We start from the raw sequence: 16,707 nt of genomic DNA on the forward strand, positions 1-16,707 counted from the left end.
CCGCGGCCGATTATCGAGTGTTTTTTCCACCAAAAAACACCCCACACAAACTGCCAACTGGGGGGTTCACGGTGGTTTGTGGGGGGGGGGGGGGGGGGGCCCCCCCCCCCCCCGACGCCGGAACGATCGGGCCCGGCCCCGCGCGCAGGAGGGGGCGTGCGGGTCCGGAAGCCCTGATTCCACGCTCGTACGCACACCGCACGGCCCGCGCACACCGCGCCACACACAGCACGGCCCGCGTGCACCGCACGGCCCACGCCGCACACCGCACGGCCCGCTCCTCCCGCGTCCCGTACCCGCGTCGCCCGTTACGCCGTGATGTCCCGCGAGGTGAAGCGGGCCCAGGACGCGGAGCCGAACACCGCCGCGTACACGCCCTGAAGGCCGAGGTTCTTCCACAGCTCGTCCCAGTAGACGGGCTCGCGCAGCAGGTCCGTGAAGGACAGCCAGTAGTGCGAGAAGAGGTACGGCTGGATTCCGGAGAGCTGCGGGATCGTGTCGAGGATCTGCACCGTGATCAGCAGTCCGACGGTCGTCGCCATGGCGGCGATGCCGCTGTTGGTGAGCGTCGAGACGAAGAGCCCGAGCGCCGCGAACCCGAGCAGCGAGGCGGCCACCGCGACGGCCACGCCCAGCATCCGGACCAGTCCCTCGCCGAAGCCGATCGGCACCCCGGAGATCGTCATGACCTCGCCGACCGGGAACAGCAGCGTTCCGACGGCGAGCGCGGAGGCCGCCACGACCAGGGTCGCGACCAGGCAGAACGTGAGCGTGGTGACGTATTTGACGAGCAGCAGCCGGGTTCGTCCGGCGGGCGCGACCAGCAGGTAGCGCAGGGTGCCGCCGTTCGCCTCGCCCGCGATGGCGTCGCCCGCGACGACGCCGACGGCCATCGGCAGGAAGACCGGCAGGGTGGCGGCGAGGGCGGCGAAGACCAGGAACAGACCGTTGTTGGTGATCTGCGAGAGGAAGGCGGGCCCGCCGCCACCGGCGCCGGGACCGGTTCCGCCGCCCGCCGGATCGCCGCCGGTCTCGATCTTCACGGCGATGCCGATCAGTACCGGGACCGCGGCGAGCACCACGAGCAGCGCGAGCGTGCGCCACCGCCGGAAGGTGACCTTGAGCTCGGACCGCAGGAGCCCCAGCGTCCACAGGGGACTCACCGCCCGTGCCCCCGGCACCGCCGGTACGGCCTCAGCCCGCGACATCGAAGCCCTCCCCGGTCAGTGCCACGAACGCGTCCTCCAGCGAGGCCCGTTCCATTCCGAAGCCGGTGACCCGCACTCCGGCGTGAACCAGCGCCGCGTTCAGCCCGGCCAGCGCCGCGCCCGGGTCCGGCTCCCGGTCCGGGTCCGGGTCCGCGTTACCCGCCGAAGACGCAGAAGACGCAGAAGACGCCGAAGCCGCCGCAGCCGGCGAAGCCGCCGCACCCGTCCAGGGCACCGCCCCGGTGATCCGCCCCTCCCCCACCTCCAGGTCCGTCACCCCGTGCTCCTTCAGCACCCGGGCCGCTTCGCCCGTGTCCGCGGTGGTGACGGCCAGCCGGCGCCGTACGCCCGCCGCCAGCCGGTCCACCGGCCCCTGGATGATCAGCCGGCCGCGGGCCATCACGGCCGCGTGCGTGCAGACCTGCTCGATCTCGTCGAGGAGGTGCGAGGAGAGGAAGACGGTGGTGCCCTCGGCCGCCAGTTCCCGCACCAGCGTGCGGATCTCCCGCATTCCCTGCGGGTCGAGGCCGTTGGTCGGCTCGTCCAGGACGAGCAGTTCGCGCGGCTGCAGGAGCGCCGCGGCCAGACCGAGCCGCTGCTTCATCCCGAGCGAGTACGCGCGCGCCTTCTTGGCCCCCGCCGCGGTCAGTCCCACCCGGTCCAGAGCCGCGGAGACCCGCGCACGACGGGTGCGCGGGTCGGCGGTCGGGTCGGCGGAGTCGTACCGCAGCAGGTTGTCGCGGCCGGAGAGGAATCCGTACAGCGCGGGCCCCTCGATGAGGGCCCCGACCTTCGGCAGTACGGTGCGGGCGGCGCGCGGCATCGGGGCGCCGAGCACCCGGGCCGTGCCGGAGGTCGGCTCGATCAGGCCCATCAGCATCCGGATGGTGGTGGTCTTCCCCGAGCCGTTGGGCCCGAGGAAGCCGAAGACGCTGCCGGCCGGGACGGACAGGTCGAGGCCGTCGACGGCGAGCTGCCCGCCGCGGAACCGTTTGGTGAGCCCCCGGGTGTCGATCACCGGCGCACGCGCCGCCGACCCCTCCTCGGGTCCCTCCGCTCTCTCCGCGCTGGACAGCCCGTCCCCCATCCGCCACCCGTCCCCTTCGTGCTCCGTGCCTCGTCCTGTGTTCCCGCTGCCGGTCGCCGTGCGGCTACTTGGCCTCGTTGGCGGCCTTCACCAGCGCGTCCTTGGTGACGGCGCCGACGTACACCTGGCCGTCGTCCGTCATCAGGGCGTTGACGAGCCTGGTCGAGAAGACCCGGCCCTCACCGAACTTGCCGGACACCTTGTCGCCCAGCGAGTCCATCAGCTTCTGCGCGTCGGCCGGCAGCTCGTCCTTCTGCTGTCCCGCGCCCGGCGCCTTCTTGCCGGCGTCGCCGGAGAAGTGCAGGACCGAGGTCCAGCCCTCGCCGATGACCTTGGCGTCGCCCTTGCCCGCGCCGCCCTTGCCGAACTGCTTCTCCAGGTCCTTGCCGAGGGCGCCGCCGAACTCCTTGCCGCCCTTGCCCTGGCGGCCCTCCTGGGCCTTCAGGTCGTCGGCCTCGGTGACCTTCGCGCCCTTGGGCGGGCTGAACTTGAAGGTGTCGGCGGCGGGCTTGGCGAAGTCGACCTTGGTGAAGCCGGCGTCGACGACGGGCTTGCCGCCGCTGCTGGAGTTCAGCGTGAACTTCAGCGGGGTACCGGTCAGCGAGTCCACCGCGACCCGGATCTCACCGACCGTCGAACCGGTCTGCTTGGGCTTGATGACCAGCTGGTACGCGTCCCGGCCCGCCACCTTCGCGGTGCCGCCGACGGTGACCGAGGTGTCCTTCTCGGCGAACTTCAGCGCCTGCTCGGCGAAGGCCTTGGGCGTGGTGGGCATGTCCTTGGGCAGCGCCTGGTCCCGACCGTGCGGGGCCACCTGGTCCCGGCCCTGCGGGGCCACCTGGTCACGGCCCTGCGGGGCCACCTGGTCACGGCCCTGGGGAGCCGCCTGGTCACGGCCCTCGGGCACCGCCTGGTCCCGGCCCTGCGGGGCTGCCTGGTCGCGGCCCTCGGGGGCCTTGGCGTGGAACGCCTCGTTCGAGGCGCTGTCGTACGCCCAGACGTCGTCGCCGTTGTGGATCACGCTGTACTCGGCGGCGTCGTTCAGGAGGGAGATCCGCTGCCGGTCGGGGCCGTCGGCCGCGACGCGCATCGTGTGCGTACCGGACGCGAGTTCGGTCAGCCGGGACGCCGGGTCGGCGGAGGAGCCGCCGCCCGCCCCGCCCTTGGCGCCGCCGAAGCTGCCGGCCAGGCCGTCCAGCGAGGGCAGCCCCAGGTCCGTGCTGATCTTGACCGTGCCGGACAGCTGCTGGGTGTCCGAGGCGGCGATCTTCTCGATCAGCTGCTGCGCGGTGATCTTGGGCAGGTCCGGGTCTCCGGAATTGGCGAGTGCCGGCACGAGGCCGATGGTCGCCGCGGCCACCCCCGCCACCGTGACCGGGACGATGTAACGCGCGGCCTTGCGGCGGCGTACCGGGGCGGTGCCCGCGGTGTCTGCGCCCTCGGTGCCCAGTGGTGCGTTGCCGTTCGGTGCCATGTGTGCTCTACCTCCGTGGTTGGCGGCCGTCATCCATGCACTCGTCCCCACCCCGCGCCGCCATTCTCGCCCGGATTGGTCAGGAGTGGTGAGGTCAATCTGACCAAAATGGGCAAGGGAATGCGTCAGCCCCCGGGAGCAACCTCACCTACACCCACGGGATGACAAGAGCCACCTGCTTCTCCCCCGTCGGAGGGGCAGAAACCAGGTGGCTCCTACAGCGTCTTCGGTCGCCGCCGACCGCGGTGGTGCGCGTCGCCGCCGGTCAGCGCTGGACGAAGACGTAGTCGGCCCGGTAGGGAACCCCGACGGTCTTCCCCGGGGTGCAGCTGCCGGCCGGTGCGACGCCGCCCACCGTGTTCAGCCGCAGGATCTCGGCCGTACGCGAGAACAGCCGGCCCGGCCCGCCCGTGGCCCGGCCCGCGAGGTCCAGCGCGGGGATGTTCCCCGCGCCGTTCGGGCTCTTGCCGATCAGGGTGCCGACGACCTTGCTGCCGTCGCGGGCGACCCACTGCGGGGTGCCCGAGCCGGGGGCGACGAAGGAGTGGGCGATGCCGCCGGCGAGTACGGCCCGCACGTCGAGCTGCTGGAAGGAGGTGGTGCCGCCGGCCGCCCTCGCGCACCGGTACATCTGGCTGCCGCGCAGGACCGGGGCGGCGAAGTTGTTCAGTGCCCGCCCGAAGTCGAAGGAGCGGGTGACCTTGTGGAGCTGGCCGCGGACGGCGCCGCCCGGAAACTCCTTGGTGTGCAGATTGGCGTAGAAGCCGGTGGGGTCGGCCTTGAGCGCCGACAGCAGGGCGCGGTCCGTCACCCGTACCGAACCGGAAGCGGTACGCCCCGCTCCGCCCTTGCCCAGCTCTTTGGTGAAGTCGATCCGGACGGCGCCGTTGGTGCCGCGTGCGCCCTGGTGGATGTGGAGCGCGGTCGGCCGGTCGGTGCCGCGCCACTTCACCGCGAAGGACACCACGTCGTCCACGACCTTCACGAACTCCAGGGCGACGCCGTCCCGGTCGCCGACGGCGGGACCGCCGGGCACCGGGACCTCGTTGGCCCCGTTGAGGCTCGCCGCGAAGAAGGAGGCGGCGTGAGCGGTGAGCCCGGACGTCCGGTTCGCCTGGGCGGACGCCGGCACCATCGCCAGCGTGACCCCCGTGGCCGCCGCGACCGCGGTCGCACCGATCGCGAGGGCCTTCGCACGCTTCGTCATGACTGCTCCCCGTACCGGAGCCGGCACCCCCTGCGCCGGCTTCTGCACAGGGGTACGGAACGAATCCGGGACTGGACTCAATCCAGACCTGTGACGCGCGTTACAAAAACACGGAGGGCTCAGCCCGCCCGGTGCACCACCGCGTCGCACAGCTCCGCCAGCGCCGACTTGGCGTAGCAGTCCGGCAGCGGCGCCAGGGTCGCCCTGGCCTCCTCCGCGTACCGCACGGTGTCCCGGCGCGCCTGCTCCAGCGCGGGGTGCACCCGCAGCCGCCGCAGCACCTCGGCCAGCTCCTCGTCGCCCGTCAGGTCGCCGTCGAGCAGCGCGCACAGCTCGATGTCCTCGGGCCGCCCGTGTGCCTCGGCCATCGCCCGCAGGTGCAGCACCGGCAGCGTGGGGATGCCCTCGCGCAGGTCGGTGCCGGGGGTCTTGCCGGACTCGTGGCTGTCGCTGGCGATGTCGAGCACGTCGTCGGCGAGCTGGAAGGCGGTGCCCAGGCGCTCGCCGTACTGCGTGAGGATGTCGACCGCCGTTTCGTCGGCGCCGGAGATCATCGCGCCGAACCGGCAGGAGACGGCGACCAGCGAGCCGGTCTTGCCGGACATCACGTCCAGGTAGTGGTCGATCGGGTCGCGGCCGTCGCGCGGGCCCGCGGTCTCCAGGATCTGACCGGTGACGAGGCGTTCGAACGCCTCCGCCTGGATGCGTACGGCCTCGGGCCCCAGGTCCGCCAGGATGTGCGAGGCGCGGGCGAACAGGAAGTCGCCGGTGAGGACCGCGACGGAGTTGCCCCAGCGGGAATTGGCACTCGGCACCCCGCGGCGGACGTCCGCCTCGTCCATCACGTCGTCGTGGTACAGCGTCGCCAGATGGGTCAGCTCCACCACCACGGCGGAGGGCACGACCCCCGGTGCGTAGGGGTCGCCGAACTGCGACGCCAGCATGACGAGGAGCGGCCGGAAACGCTTTCCACCTGCGCGTACGAGGTGTTGCGCGGCCTCCGTGATGAAGGGGACCTCGCTCTTTGTCGCGTCGAGCAGTCCCTCCTCGACGGCTGCCAGTCCGGTCTGGACATCGGTCTCAAGAGCCTGGTCCCGCACGCTCAGTCCGAACGGCCCGACGACGGTCACGAGGGTTACTCCTGTCTGCTGACGATCACACGGTTTGTCGATCTGTCGCTGGCATCACTCAACAAGTCAGCCTATCCCGTCGACTTTCGATCACCGAGCCCCCCGTCCGGTCCCCGGCCCGCGCCCGCGCCGCAGGCGTGCGACGGCCCGTGGCACGCCTGCCCGGAGCCGGTCCGGCGCCGGGTCCTCCCGGGCGCACTGCCGGGAGCGCACCGGTATGTTCTTAGTGAGCTGATAGGACCAGGAGTAAGGCCTTTGTCCAGTATGGAGCCCACACCCCAGCCCAACGACTCCCCGGGCGCCACGCAGGCCCCGGAGCCGACGCAGCCGCCGCCCGGCGACGACACCGCCTTCCTCGGCCAGCCCAAGGGTCTGCTGACCCTGTCGGGCCTGGAGGTCTGGGAGCGGTTCTCGTTCCTGGGCATGCAGGCGATCCTGGTGCTGTACTTCGCGGCCACGGTCGCGGACGGCGGCATGGGCATGGAGCCCGGAACGGCCGCATCCGTCGGAGCCGCGTACGGCACGCTCGTCTATCTGGTCTCGGTGGCCGGCGGCTGGCTGGCCGACCGCATCCTCGGCTCGTACCGGGCCGTGCTGTGGGGCGGCATCCTGATCGCCTGCGGCCACTACGCGATGGCCGTCCCGGCCGCCGCCTCGACCTGGGCGGGCCTCGGCCTGATCAGCGCGGGCACCGGCCTGCTCAAGCCGAACGTCGCCAACATGGTCGGCAAGCTGTACCGCACCGAGGACGAGCGCCGCGACGCCGGTTTCGCGCTCTACTACATGGCGATCAACATCGGCGCCTTCCTCGGCCCGCTGGTCACCGCCTGGCTCGCCGACCACAAGGGCTGGCACTGGGGCTTCTCGGCCGCCGCCCTCGGCATGACGCTGGGGCTGATCCAGTACGTCACCGGACGCCGGCACCTGGCGGGCCGCAGGCACGGCGCCGAGTTCGCGCTGCCGCCGGAGAAGATGCGCGGCGCGATCCGGACGATCGTCGGCGGACTGGTCGCGGTGGCGGTGCTGGCGGTGCTCCTGGTGTGGGCCGGCTGGCTCACCATGGACCGCTTCGTCGACGTACTGACGCTGGTCTCGGTGATCGCGCCGGTCGTCTACTTCTTCGTGATGTTCCGCAGCCCCCGGGTGGAGCCGGTGGAGAAGCGCAGGCTGCGCGCCTACGTGGTGCTGTTCCTGGCGTCCGTGGCGTTCAACTTCATCCTCTTCCAGGCGTACTCGACGATGATGCTGCTCGCGTCGACCAACGCCCAGACCGAGATCCTCGGCTTCACCTTCCCCACCGGCTGGTACGCCTCCGCGCTCGGCGCCTTCGAGGTGCTGCTGGCGCCGGTGGTGGCCGGGCTGTGGCTGCGGATGGGCCGCCGCCAGCCGCACGCCTCGCACAAGATCGCGATCGGCGTGGTCCTCGGCGGACTGTCCTTCCTGCTGCTCGTCCTGCCGACCAGCGGGCACGACGACAACACGTACAAGATGGCCGCCTGGTGGATCGTCGGCTCGTACCTGCTGCTCGGACTGGGTGACGTGATCCTCCAGACCTCGGGCATGTCGGCCACCACCAAGCTCGCGCCGAAGGCCTTCTCCAGCCAGACGATGGCCCTGTGGTTCCTCTCGCTGGCCCTCGCCAACGGCATCCAGGCCCAGACCGTGAAGCTCTACGGCAAGGTCTCCGACCCCGCGTACTTCGGCGTCAACGGCGCCATCGCGGTCGCGGCCGGACTCGCCGTGATCAGCGCCGGCGCCTGGCTCAAGCGCACCATGCACCCCGTCCACTGAGGTCGCCCCATGATCATCAAAACTTCCTTCCCGTACGCGACGACCTGCGAGGACGTCCGCATTCCGCTGCCCGACGGCACCCGGCTGTACGCCCGGATCTGGCGTCCGGTCACCAAAGGACCGGTCCCCGCGCTGCTGGAGTACCTGCCCTACCGGCTCAGCGACTGGACCACGCCCCGCGACTGGCAGCGCCACCCCTGGTACGCCGGTCACGGCTACGCGTCGGTACGGGTCGACGTGCGCGGGCACGGCAACAGCGAGGGCCTGCCGGGCGACGAGTACGACGCCCAGGAGCTGGCCGACGGCGTCGCGGTCGTCAACTGGCTCGCCGAACAGCCCTGGTGCACCGGCCGGGTCGGCATGTTCGGCATCTCCTGGGGCGGCTTCAACTCGCTCCAGATCGCCGCCCTCGCCCCCGAGCCGCTCAAGGCGATCGTCACCGTCTGCTCCGCCGACGACCGCTACGACAACGACGTGCACTACATGGGCGGCTCGGTGCTCGCGGTGGACATGCACGCCTGGGCGGCCACCATGCTCGCCTTCGTGTGCAGGCCGCCGGACCCGGCGCAGGTCGGCGACGCGTGGAAGGGCATGTGGCGGGAGCGGCTGGAGGCGGTCGACCCGTTCATCCACACCTGGCTCGCCCACCAGACCCGCGACGACTACTGGAAGCACGGCAGCGTCTGCGAGGACTACTCCGCGATCGACGCGGCGGTGCTCGCGGTCGGCGGCTGGCACGACCCGTACCGCGACACCGTGCTGCGGCTGGTCGAGCACCTGGACCCGGCGAAGGTACGGGGACTGATCGGCCCGTGGTCGCACCAGTACCCGGACCGGGGGCTTCCGCCCGGCCCGGCGATCGGCTTCCTCCAGGAGACCCTGCGCTGGTGGGACCACCACCTCAAGGGCGAGGAGACCGGCGTCATGGCCGAGCCGCTGCTCCGCTCCTGGATCAGCGAGTCGCACCCGCCCGCCACCACCTACCCGGAGCTGCCCGGCCGCTGGGTCGGCGACACCGCCTGGCCCTCACCGCTGGTCACACCGGTCTCTTACGGTCTCCAGGGCGCGCCCGTGGTCGTCGACTCGCCCATGCAGACCGGCCTCGACGCGGGCCGCTTCTTCCCCTTCGGCAACGACTCCGACCTGCCGCCCGACCAGCGCGACGAGGACGCGAAGTCGGCGAGCTTCGACTTCCCCGTCACGGACGCGCCGATCGAGATCCTGGGCCGGGCGAAGGTGCGGCTGCGGCTGACGATGGACGCGCCCAGGGGGCAGGCGGTCGCCCGGCTGTGCGACGTGGCCCCGGACGGCTCGTCCACCCTGGTCACCCGGGGCGTGCTCAACCTCGCGGCGCGGCACGGCCGGGACCGCGTGGACGCCTGGCCGCGCGGGGCGACCGAGGAGGTCGAGTTCGAGCTGAACGGCATCGGCCACACCTTCCCGCCGGGCCACCGCGTGCGGCTCTCCGTCTCCTCCGCGTACTGGCCGTGGATCTGGCCGCAGGCCGCGTCGGCGGGCTTCGTGCTCGACCCGGCGGGCTCGGCGCTGGAACTTCCGGTACGGGCGCACTCCGAGCCGCCCGCCCATGCCGAGATCGTCTTCGAGGAGCCGGAACAGTCCGCTCCGCTGGGTGTGGAGTACCCGGCCGCCACGGACCAGCGGCCGGAGCGGCTGGTGGTCCGGGACGTGGCCAAGGGCGAATGGCGGCTGGAGGTGGACCCGCGCTACGGCGGTACGCGGATCTACCCGGACGGCCTCGAATTCACCGAGGACGCCCTGGAGACGTACACGATCAACGAGCGCGATCCGCTCTCCGCGCACACCCGCTCCGACTGGACGATCGGGCTCCGCCGCCCGGAGCTGGCGTGGGACGTGGAGATCACCACGCGCTCCGAGATCAGCTGCGACGCGACGGACTTCCACACGTACAACGAGGTGACCTGCAAGGACGGCGGCGAAGTCGTCTTCCACCAAACCTGGACCCACCAACTCCCCCGCACCACCGGCTAACCGCCCCCGCCCCCTCGGGCGACGGGCCCCCGCCCCCTTGGGCGGCGGGGCCGCGTGCCGAGCCCCCTTGGGCGGCGGGGCCGCCCCCCGGGGGCGGAACGGGCGGGCAAGGGGGCGGCCCCCGGCGGAGCCGAACCCCCGCACCCCGGACGCCCCCGGCGGAGCCGAACCACCCGGCCCGGCCCCGCCCCCCCATCACCTCACCCCCCAGCCACAACCCTCCCCGTCACCTCACCAAGCCCCACCCGCGTACCGTCCGGCCCCGGCGCCCAAGCCGTCAGCGTCACCTCGTCACCGTCCTCCAGGAACGTCCGCTTCCCACCCGGCAGTTCCAGCGGATCCCGCCCGTTCCACGTCATCTCGATCAGCGAGCCGCGCTGCCCCGCCTCCGGGCCGCTGATGGTGCCCGACCCGTACAGGTCCCCGGTCCGCAGCGACGCCCCGTTGACCGTCATGTGGGCGAGCATCTGCGCGCCCGTCCAGTACATACCGGCGAAGACCGGCTCGGAGACGGCCTGTCCGTTGATCGTGACGGTGATCCGCAGGTCGAAGCCGCCGGGCTCCTCGTCGTCCGCGTCCTCCAGGTACGGCAGCAGCGGCACGTCGCGGGCGGGCGGGGCGACCCGGGCCGCCTCCAGCGCCTCCAGCGGGGTCACCCACGCGGACACCGACGTCGCGAAGGACTTGCCGAGGAACGGGCCGAGCGGCACGTACTCCCAGGCCTGGATGTCGCGCGCGGACCAGTCGTTGAGCAGCGACAGCCCGAAGACGTGCTCGCGGAAGTCGCCGAGCGCGACCGCGGTGCCCTGCTGCGACGGCGTACCGACCACGAAGCCGACCTCGGTCTCGATGTCGAGCCGTGCCGAGGGGCCGAAGACCGGGGCCGCGTCGGCCGGGGCCTTGCGCTGGCCGGACGGACGCACCACGTCCGTTCCGGAGACGACGACGGTGCCGGACCGGCCGTGGTAACCGATCGGCAGGTGCTTCCAGTTGGGGGTGAGCGCGTCGCCGTCCGGGCGGAAGATCCGGCCGAGGTTGGTGGCGTGGTGCTCGCTCGCGTAGAAGTCGACGTAGTCCGCGACCTCGTACGGCAGGTGCAGCGTGACGCCGGCGAGCGGGTGCAGCAGCGGCTCTATGTCCTCGCGGTGCGCGGGGCTGGTGACCCAGGCGGTGAGCGCGCGGCGCACGTCGCGCCAGGCGGTGCGGCCGGCCGCGAGCAGCGGGTTCAGCGAAGGCTGGGCGAGAAGCTGGGCGTAGGGGGATCCGAGTGCCAGCGCGGCGGCTCCCGCGTCCAGCACGTGGCTGCCGATGCGTACTCCGACGCGGCGCCGCTCGGGCGAGTCCGCGGTGGAGAACACGCCGTACGGCAGGTTGTGCGGGCCGAAGGGGTCACCTTCGGCGACATCGAGCGGGGACTGCTCGGGCATGGGTGCTGCCTCGCTTTCCGGGTCGTTGGAACACACGTTACGTGGGGGACGCCTGACACGGCAGTGGCTAAAGAGTTCGTAATGTCCTGAAAGGCCTGGGTGGAGGCGGGAATTCCGGCTTAGCGTCACTTGGGGGGACGAGCGTGTTTTTCCAGAGGGCGGGAGCGCTCGGTGGGACCCGAAGGGGCTTTGCGGCCCCGGTTCGCACAGGTCCTAGGGGGACTTTGCAGTGAGCGGCAGGGTGAGGGTCAACAGGCGGGGGCCTGCGGCGGACCGGAACATTCCGGGCCTGATCGTCAAATTCGGCAACTATCCACTGCATCACGGCGGCGTTGGCGCGATCCGCAGCCTGGGCCGCCTCGGCGTACCGATGTACGCGATCACCGAGGACCGCTGGACCCCGGCGGCGCTCTCCCGTCACCTGGAACGGGCGTACGTCTGGCCGACCACCGGCACCGAGGAACCCGGCCGCCTCGTCGAGGGGTTGCTGCGCGCCGGGCGGCTGATCGGCCGGCCCACCGTCCTGGTGCCGACCGACGAGGAGGCGGCCGTCCTGATCGCCGAGCACCAGGACGCGCTCGCGGGCCCCTTCCTCTTCCCCCGCACGGAAGCCGGACTTCCGCGCCGTCTCGCCAGCAAACAGGGGCTGCACGAACTGTGCGTGGAGCACGGCGTGGCAAGCCCGGAGGCCGCCTTCCCCTCCTCGTACGCGGACGTGGCGGCCTTCGCCGAGCGGGCCCGCTTCCCGGTCGTCGCCAAGAACCGGGAGGCCTTCGTACGCCGCCACCGCCCCGCGGTCCGCGGCACCACCCGCATCGCGGGCCCCGCCGAACTCCTCGCCCTGGCACGGGGCTGGGGGGATTCGCCGGGCGTGATCCTCCAGGAGTACCTGCCGCGCGAGGAGGCCGAGGACTGGATCGTGCACGCCTACTTCGACGCGCACAGCGAGCCCCGGGCGATGTTCACGGGCGTCAAGGTGCGCTCCTGGCCGCCGCACGCGGGCATGACGGCGTGCGCGTACGTCGTCGACAACCCGGAACTCGCGGCGCTGGCAGCACAGTTCGTGAAACGCATCGGCTTCAGCGGGATCGTCGATCTCGATCTGCGCTTCGACCGCCGCGACGGCGAGTACAAGCTCCTCGACTTCAACCCCCGGATGGGCGCCCAGTTCCGCCTCTTCGAGAACGAGGCGGGCGTGGACGTCGTACGCGCCCAGCACCTGGACCTGACCGGCCGCCGCGTCCCGGAGGGGGAACAGCGCGCCGGACACCGCTACGTGGTCGAGAACATCGACCTGCCTGCGCTGCTCGCCTACCGGCGCGGCGGCTACACGACCCCGCACGCACCCAGGCGCGCGGACAGCACCGAACTGGCGTGGTTCGCGGCGGACGACCCGCGGCCCGCGCTGATGATGCTGGCGAGGATGGTGCGGCCGGGAACCCGCCATCTGTACGAGATGTACGGGACCTGGCGGGAGGGACGCCGGGGACCGGGCGGCGGCTGACCGTCGCCGCGGCACGTCCGCCGGTCCGGCGCACACCGGTCCGCCCCGGCACGCGCCTGCCGCCGCACGCACCACGCACCACGTTTCGCGCACCACGTTCGCGCTTCACCCTGGGGAGGGGAACTTCAGTGATTCTTCCGGTGGTTGTCATCGGGGCCGGCCCCTACGGCCTGTCCACCGCGGCCCATCTGCGGGCCCGCGGCATTCCGGTCCGGGTCTTCGGCGAGCCGATGGTGAGCTGGCGGGCGCACATGCCGGCCGGGATGCTGCTCAAGTCGACGCCCGTCGCCTCGAACATCGACGCCCCGCAGCCGGGCCACGACCTGGTCGACTTCTGCGCCGAGGCGGGCATCACCCGGTACGAGTCGGACTGGGACCTCATCCCGGTGGAGGACTTCGCCGCCTACGGGCAGTGGTTCGCCGACCGCCTGGTGCCGGAACTGGAGCAGACCCGGGTCGTCTCGGTCGACCGGACCGGCGCGGAGTTCACCGTCAAGCTGGACTCCGGCGAGCAGTTCCGGGCGCGGGCGGTGGTGGTCGCCACCGGGCTGACCGGGCTGGCCCGCATCCCGCGCGAGCTGTCGGCGGCGGTGCCGGACGGCCCGTCGGCCACCGGCCCCGTCTCGCACGCGGTGCAGCACCGGGACCTGTCCGTCTTCGCGGGCCGGAGCGTGGTGGTCGTGGGGGCCGGGCAGTCCGCGCTGGAGAACGCGGTGCTGCTGGCGGAGGCGGGGGCCTCGTCGGTCCGGGTCGTCGCGCGCAGGCGCGGGGCGGTGGCCTTCGGGGACGCGCCGGACCGGCAGCCGAGGCTGCGCCCGGAGTCCCCGTTCGGCCGGGCGTGGTCCCTGTACGCCCTCTCGTACCACGCCACTCATGTCCGCCGGCTGCCCCCGCCCGCACGGCACTACCTGGTGCGGCGGGTCCTGGGGCCGCTCGGCGCGTGGTGGCTGCGCGACCGGTTCACCGGCCGGGTCCAGGTGACCGACGGCCGGCGCGTCGAACGGGCGCGGGTGGAGGACGGCCGCCCCACCCTCACCCTGTCCGGCGAGGGGCCCTCGACGGAGCTCTCCGCCGACCATGTGATGGCGGCGACCGGCTACCGCACGGACGTGGCGTCGATGCCGTTCCTCGGGGACGGCCTGCGGACGGACCTGGCGACGACGAACGGTGCCCCGGTCCTCGACGCCGTCTACGGCTCGTCGGTCCCCGGCCTCTACTTCACGGGCCTGCCGTCGGCGTCGTCCTTCGGGCCGGTGATGCGCTTCGTGTGCGGCACGCAATACGCGTCGCCGCGAGTCGCGGCGGCCGTCGCCCGCACCTGACCCGCTGCGCGGGGCCTTCCCCCGCCCCGCCCCTTCCCGAAACGGGTGGCGGGCCCTCCCCGGCCGGGTGCGAATCCGCGGCTTTCGACGTGGCCGCTCGCGCAGTTCCCCGCGCCCCTTCAGGGGCGCGGGGAACTGCGCGAGCAACCAACAACGCCTCCGCAGGGAAACCGACAGCCCCGCGGCAGCGGTTTAGGGAAGGGGCGGGGAGGGGCACAGCCTGCCGCAGGTGCGACACGGCCCGGTCGGCGCCACGGGGCGGGACGGGCTGGCAGCCACGCACAGCCCCGCGGAAGACCCCGCCCACCGCCCGCACGCACTCACCCCTCCGGCGGCGGCTCCATCCCCCACTCCGGCTCCGGCTCCGCGTCCCAGTCCCACTCCTCCGAAGCCGCGGCCCTCTTGGCCGGTCCCGCCCCCCGAGCGGGCACCTCGGCGCGAGCGGGCACCGGATCCGCGGCCTGCCCCCGCGTGGCGGCAGCCGCCGGAACGGCCGCGGCACCGGCCCCCGGCTCCCCCAGGCCCGTCAGCACCTCCAGCACCCCCTCGCCGTATGTCGCCAGCTTCTTCTCGCCCAGTCCCCCGATCCGGCCCAGCTCCTCCATCGAGCCCGGCCGGACCGTCGCGATCTCCTGCAGCGTCGCGTTGTGGAAGATCACGTACGGCGGCACGCCCTGTTCCTTCGCCAGCGCCGTCCGCCACTCGCGCAGCGCCTCGAAGACCGGGGCCGCCTCCGCCGGGAGGTCGACCGGGGCCGCCTTCGCCTTGCGCTCGCCCCGGGAGCCACCGCTCCGGCCCGCCGCCGCTGCCCGCTTCGGCTCCTTGCGCAGCCGCACCTCGCGCCGGCCGCCGAGCACCTCGCCGCTGGCCTCCGTCACGACCAGCGTGCCGTACTCGCCCTCGACGGCGATCAGGCCCTGTGCGAGCAACTGGCGCACCACGCCCCGCCATTCGCCCTCGCCGAACTCCTCGCCCACCCCGAAGACGGACAGCTGGTCGTGGTCGAACTGGATGACCTTCGCGGTCTTCTTCCCGAGCAGGATGTCGATGATCTGCCCCGCCCCGAACTTCTGGTTCCGCTCCCGCTTGAGCCGCACCACCGTGGACAGCACCTTCTGCGCGGGCACGGTGCCGTCCAGCGTCTCCGGCGGGTTGAGGCAGGTGTCGCAGTTGCCGCAGCCGGCCGCCTCCTGCTGCTGGCCGAAGTACGCGAGCAGCTGACCGCGCCGGCACTCGGCGGTCTCGCAGAGCGCCAGCATGGCGTCCAGGTGGGCGGCGGCCCGGCGCCGGAACGCCTCGTCGCCCTCGCTGCTCTGGATCATCTTGCGCTGCTGGACGACGTCCTGGAGTCCGTACGCCATCCAGGCCGTGGACGGTGCGCCGTCGCGCCCTGCGCGGCCGGTCTCCTGGTAGTAGCCCTCGACCGACTTCGGCAGGTCGAGGTGGGCGACGAAGCGCACGTCGGGCTTGTCGATGCCCATGCCGAAGGCGATGGTCGCGACGACCACCAGTCCCTCCTCGCGCAGGAAGCGCGCCTGGTTGCGGGCGCGCGTCGCCCCGTCGAGCCCCGCGTGGTACGGCACCGCGTCGATGCCCTGGCCCTGGAGGTACTCCGCGGTCGCCTCCACCGACTTCCGCGAGAGGCAGTAGACGATGCCCGCGTCCCCGGCGTGCTCCTCCTTGAGGAAGGCGAGCAGCTGCTTCTTCGGTTCGAGCTTGGGGACGATGCGGTACTGGATGTTGGGCCGGTCGAAGCTGGCGACGAAGTGCCTGGCGTCGGGCATGCCGAGCCGCTGGGTGATCTCCTTGTGGGTGGCCGCCGTGGCGGTCGCCGTGAGCGCGATGCGCGGAACGTCCGGCCAGCGCTCGCCCAGCACGGACAGGGCCAGGTAGTCGGGGCGGAAGTCGTGGCCCCAGGAGGCGACGCAGTGCGCCTCGTCGATGGCGAAGACGGAGATCTTGCCCCGGCCCAGCAGGTTCAGCGTCGAGTCGAGCCGCAGCCGCTCGGGGGCCAGGTAGAGCAGGTCGATCTCGCCCGCCAGGAACTCGGCCTCGACCGTGCGCCGCTCGTCGAAGTCCTGCGTGGAGTTCATGAACCCGGCGCGCACGCCGAGCGCCCGCAGCGCGTCCACCTGGTCCTGCATGAGTGCGATCAGCGGTGAGATCACCACGCCGACGCCCGGCCTGACCAGGGAGGGGATCTGGTAGCAGAGGGACTTTCCGCCGCCGGTGGGCATGAGCACGATCGCGTCGCCGCCGCTCACCACCTGCTCGATGATCTCCGCCTGCTCGCCCCGGAAGGCGTCGTACCCGAAGACCCGGTGCAGTGTCTGCAGCGCTTCGCTCTCCGCTCCGGCCCCGCCGGTCACCGTCATTGCGTCCATACCGCTCGTCCCGTTCATCGCGCCGTCCCCCGCAGTGGTCCCTGGTCCCCGTGGTCCTCGTACTCTCCCCTGGTCCCCGTACTCGTACGGCGCCCACCACCCACGGTAGAGGCACCCACTGACACCCCGGACCAAAAGCCGCCGCCCGGCACCCCGGGGAAGG

The 16,707-nt window shown here is 72.4% G+C and carries 11 protein-coding genes; 4 read left to right on the forward strand and 7 right to left on the reverse strand.

The annotated features are described in order from the left end of the window. Positions 1 to 308: 308 nt before the first annotated feature. The 5 genes from ACFYVL_RS38995 to ACFYVL_RS39015 all read right to left on the reverse strand — a co-directional run bounded on the left by ACFYVL_RS38995 (position 309) and on the right by ACFYVL_RS39015 (position 6,106). Positions 309 to 1,208 (reverse strand): ABC transporter permease, encoded by a 900-nt coding sequence (locus tag ACFYVL_RS38995; RefSeq protein WP_389253785.1) that lies wholly within the window; start codon positions 1,206 to 1,208, stop codon positions 309 to 311. Continuing rightward, positions 1,195 to 2,295: an ABC transporter ATP-binding protein gene (locus ACFYVL_RS39000; RefSeq protein WP_389253787.1), complete on the reverse strand. Its 1,101-nt coding sequence runs from the start codon at positions 2,293 to 2,295 to the stop codon at positions 1,195 to 1,197. The genes ACFYVL_RS38995 and ACFYVL_RS39000 overlap by 14 nt, the downstream gene beginning before the upstream one ends. A 64-nt stretch (positions 2,296 to 2,359) precedes the next feature. Beyond that, the gene (locus tag ACFYVL_RS39005; RefSeq protein WP_389253789.1) at positions 2,360 to 3,769 is read right to left on the reverse strand and encodes an outer membrane lipoprotein carrier protein LolA; all 1,410 of its coding nucleotides are present in this window, start codon (positions 3,767 to 3,769) and stop codon (positions 2,360 to 2,362) included. A 265-nt stretch (positions 3,770 to 4,034) separates the two neighbouring features. Beyond that, entirely contained in the window at positions 4,035 to 4,976 is a 942-nt protein-coding gene (locus ACFYVL_RS39010) for a CHRD domain-containing protein (protein WP_389253791.1), read from the reverse strand. Between the two features lie 119 nt (positions 4,977 to 5,095). Continuing rightward, positions 5,096 to 6,106, reverse strand: coding sequence for a polyprenyl synthetase family protein (locus ACFYVL_RS39015; protein ID WP_389253793.1), 1,011 nt, complete (start codon positions 6,104 to 6,106; stop codon positions 5,096 to 5,098). Between the two features lie 264 nt (positions 6,107 to 6,370). Between ACFYVL_RS39015 and ACFYVL_RS39020 the strand changes: the two genes are divergently transcribed. Both ACFYVL_RS39020 and ACFYVL_RS39025 read left to right on the forward strand, forming a co-directional pair. Beyond that, the gene (locus ACFYVL_RS39020) at positions 6,371 to 7,897 is read left to right on the forward strand and encodes a peptide MFS transporter (protein WP_389253985.1); all 1,527 of its coding nucleotides are present in this window, start codon (positions 6,371 to 6,373) and stop codon (positions 7,895 to 7,897) included. A 9-nt stretch (positions 7,898 to 7,906) separates the two neighbouring features. Further along, positions 7,907 to 9,907, forward strand: coding sequence for a CocE/NonD family hydrolase (locus ACFYVL_RS39025; protein ID WP_389253795.1), 2,001 nt, complete (start codon positions 7,907 to 7,909; stop codon positions 9,905 to 9,907). Between the two features lie 200 nt (positions 9,908 to 10,107). Here ACFYVL_RS39025 and fahA read toward each other — a convergent pair whose 3' ends face one another. Continuing rightward, positions 10,108 to 11,334, reverse strand: coding sequence for a fumarylacetoacetase (gene fahA, locus ACFYVL_RS39030; protein ID WP_389253797.1), 1,227 nt, complete (start codon positions 11,332 to 11,334; stop codon positions 10,108 to 10,110). A 241-nt stretch (positions 11,335 to 11,575) separates the two neighbouring features. On the opposite strand from fahA, the gene ACFYVL_RS39035 reads away from it, so the two are divergent. Both ACFYVL_RS39035 and ACFYVL_RS39040 read left to right on the forward strand, forming a co-directional pair. After that, positions 11,576 to 12,838 carry an ATP-grasp domain-containing protein gene (locus ACFYVL_RS39035; protein ID WP_389253799.1) on the forward strand — a complete coding sequence of 421 codons (1,263 nt, stop codon included), beginning with the start codon at positions 11,576 to 11,578 and terminating at the stop codon, positions 12,836 to 12,838. Between the two features lie 128 nt (positions 12,839 to 12,966). Next, positions 12,967 to 14,160, forward strand: a complete 1,194-nt coding sequence (locus ACFYVL_RS39040; protein ID WP_389253801.1) for an FAD-dependent oxidoreductase — start codon at positions 12,967 to 12,969, stop codon at positions 14,158 to 14,160. Between the two features lie 320 nt (positions 14,161 to 14,480). On the opposite strand, the gene recQ is transcribed toward ACFYVL_RS39040, so the two are convergent. Beyond that, positions 14,481 to 16,544, reverse strand: a complete 2,064-nt coding sequence (recQ, locus tag ACFYVL_RS39045) for a DNA helicase RecQ (protein WP_389253803.1) — start codon at positions 16,542 to 16,544, stop codon at positions 14,481 to 14,483. Between the last annotated feature and the right edge of the window lie 163 nt (positions 16,545 to 16,707).

It is taken from the genome of Streptomyces sp. NPDC004111 (genome assembly GCF_042874215.1).
Taxonomy (GTDB): Bacteria; Actinomycetota; Actinomycetes; order Streptomycetales; family Streptomycetaceae; genus Streptomyces.

What these genes read in the sequence shown, in the direction of transcription:
- ACFYVL_RS38995 (WP_389253785.1), bottom strand. Translation starts at nt 1,208, where the DNA reads ATGTCGCGGGCTGAGGCCGTACCGGCGGTGCCGGGGGCACGGGCGGTG.
- ACFYVL_RS39000 (WP_389253787.1), bottom strand. Translation starts at nt 2,295, where the DNA reads ATGGGGGACGGGCTGTCCAGCGCGGAGAGAGCGGAGGGACCCGAGGAG.
- ACFYVL_RS39005 (WP_389253789.1), bottom strand. Translation starts at nt 3,769, where the DNA reads ATGGCACCGAACGGCAACGCACCACTGGGCACCGAGGGCGCAGACACC.
- ACFYVL_RS39010 (WP_389253791.1), bottom strand. Translation starts at nt 4,976, where the DNA reads ATGACGAAGCGTGCGAAGGCCCTCGCGATCGGTGCGACCGCGGTCGCG.
- ACFYVL_RS39020 (WP_389253985.1), top strand. Translation starts at nt 6,371, where the DNA reads ATGGAGCCCACACCCCAGCCCAACGACTCCCCGGGCGCCACGCAGGCC.
- ACFYVL_RS39025 (WP_389253795.1), top strand. Translation starts at nt 7,907, where the DNA reads ATGATCATCAAAACTTCCTTCCCGTACGCGACGACCTGCGAGGACGTC.
- fahA (WP_389253797.1), bottom strand. Translation starts at nt 11,334, where the DNA reads ATGCCCGAGCAGTCCCCGCTCGATGTCGCCGAAGGTGACCCCTTCGGC.
- recQ (WP_389253803.1), bottom strand. Translation starts at nt 16,544, where the DNA reads ATGGACGCAATGACGGTGACCGGCGGGGCCGGAGCGGAGAGCGAAGCG.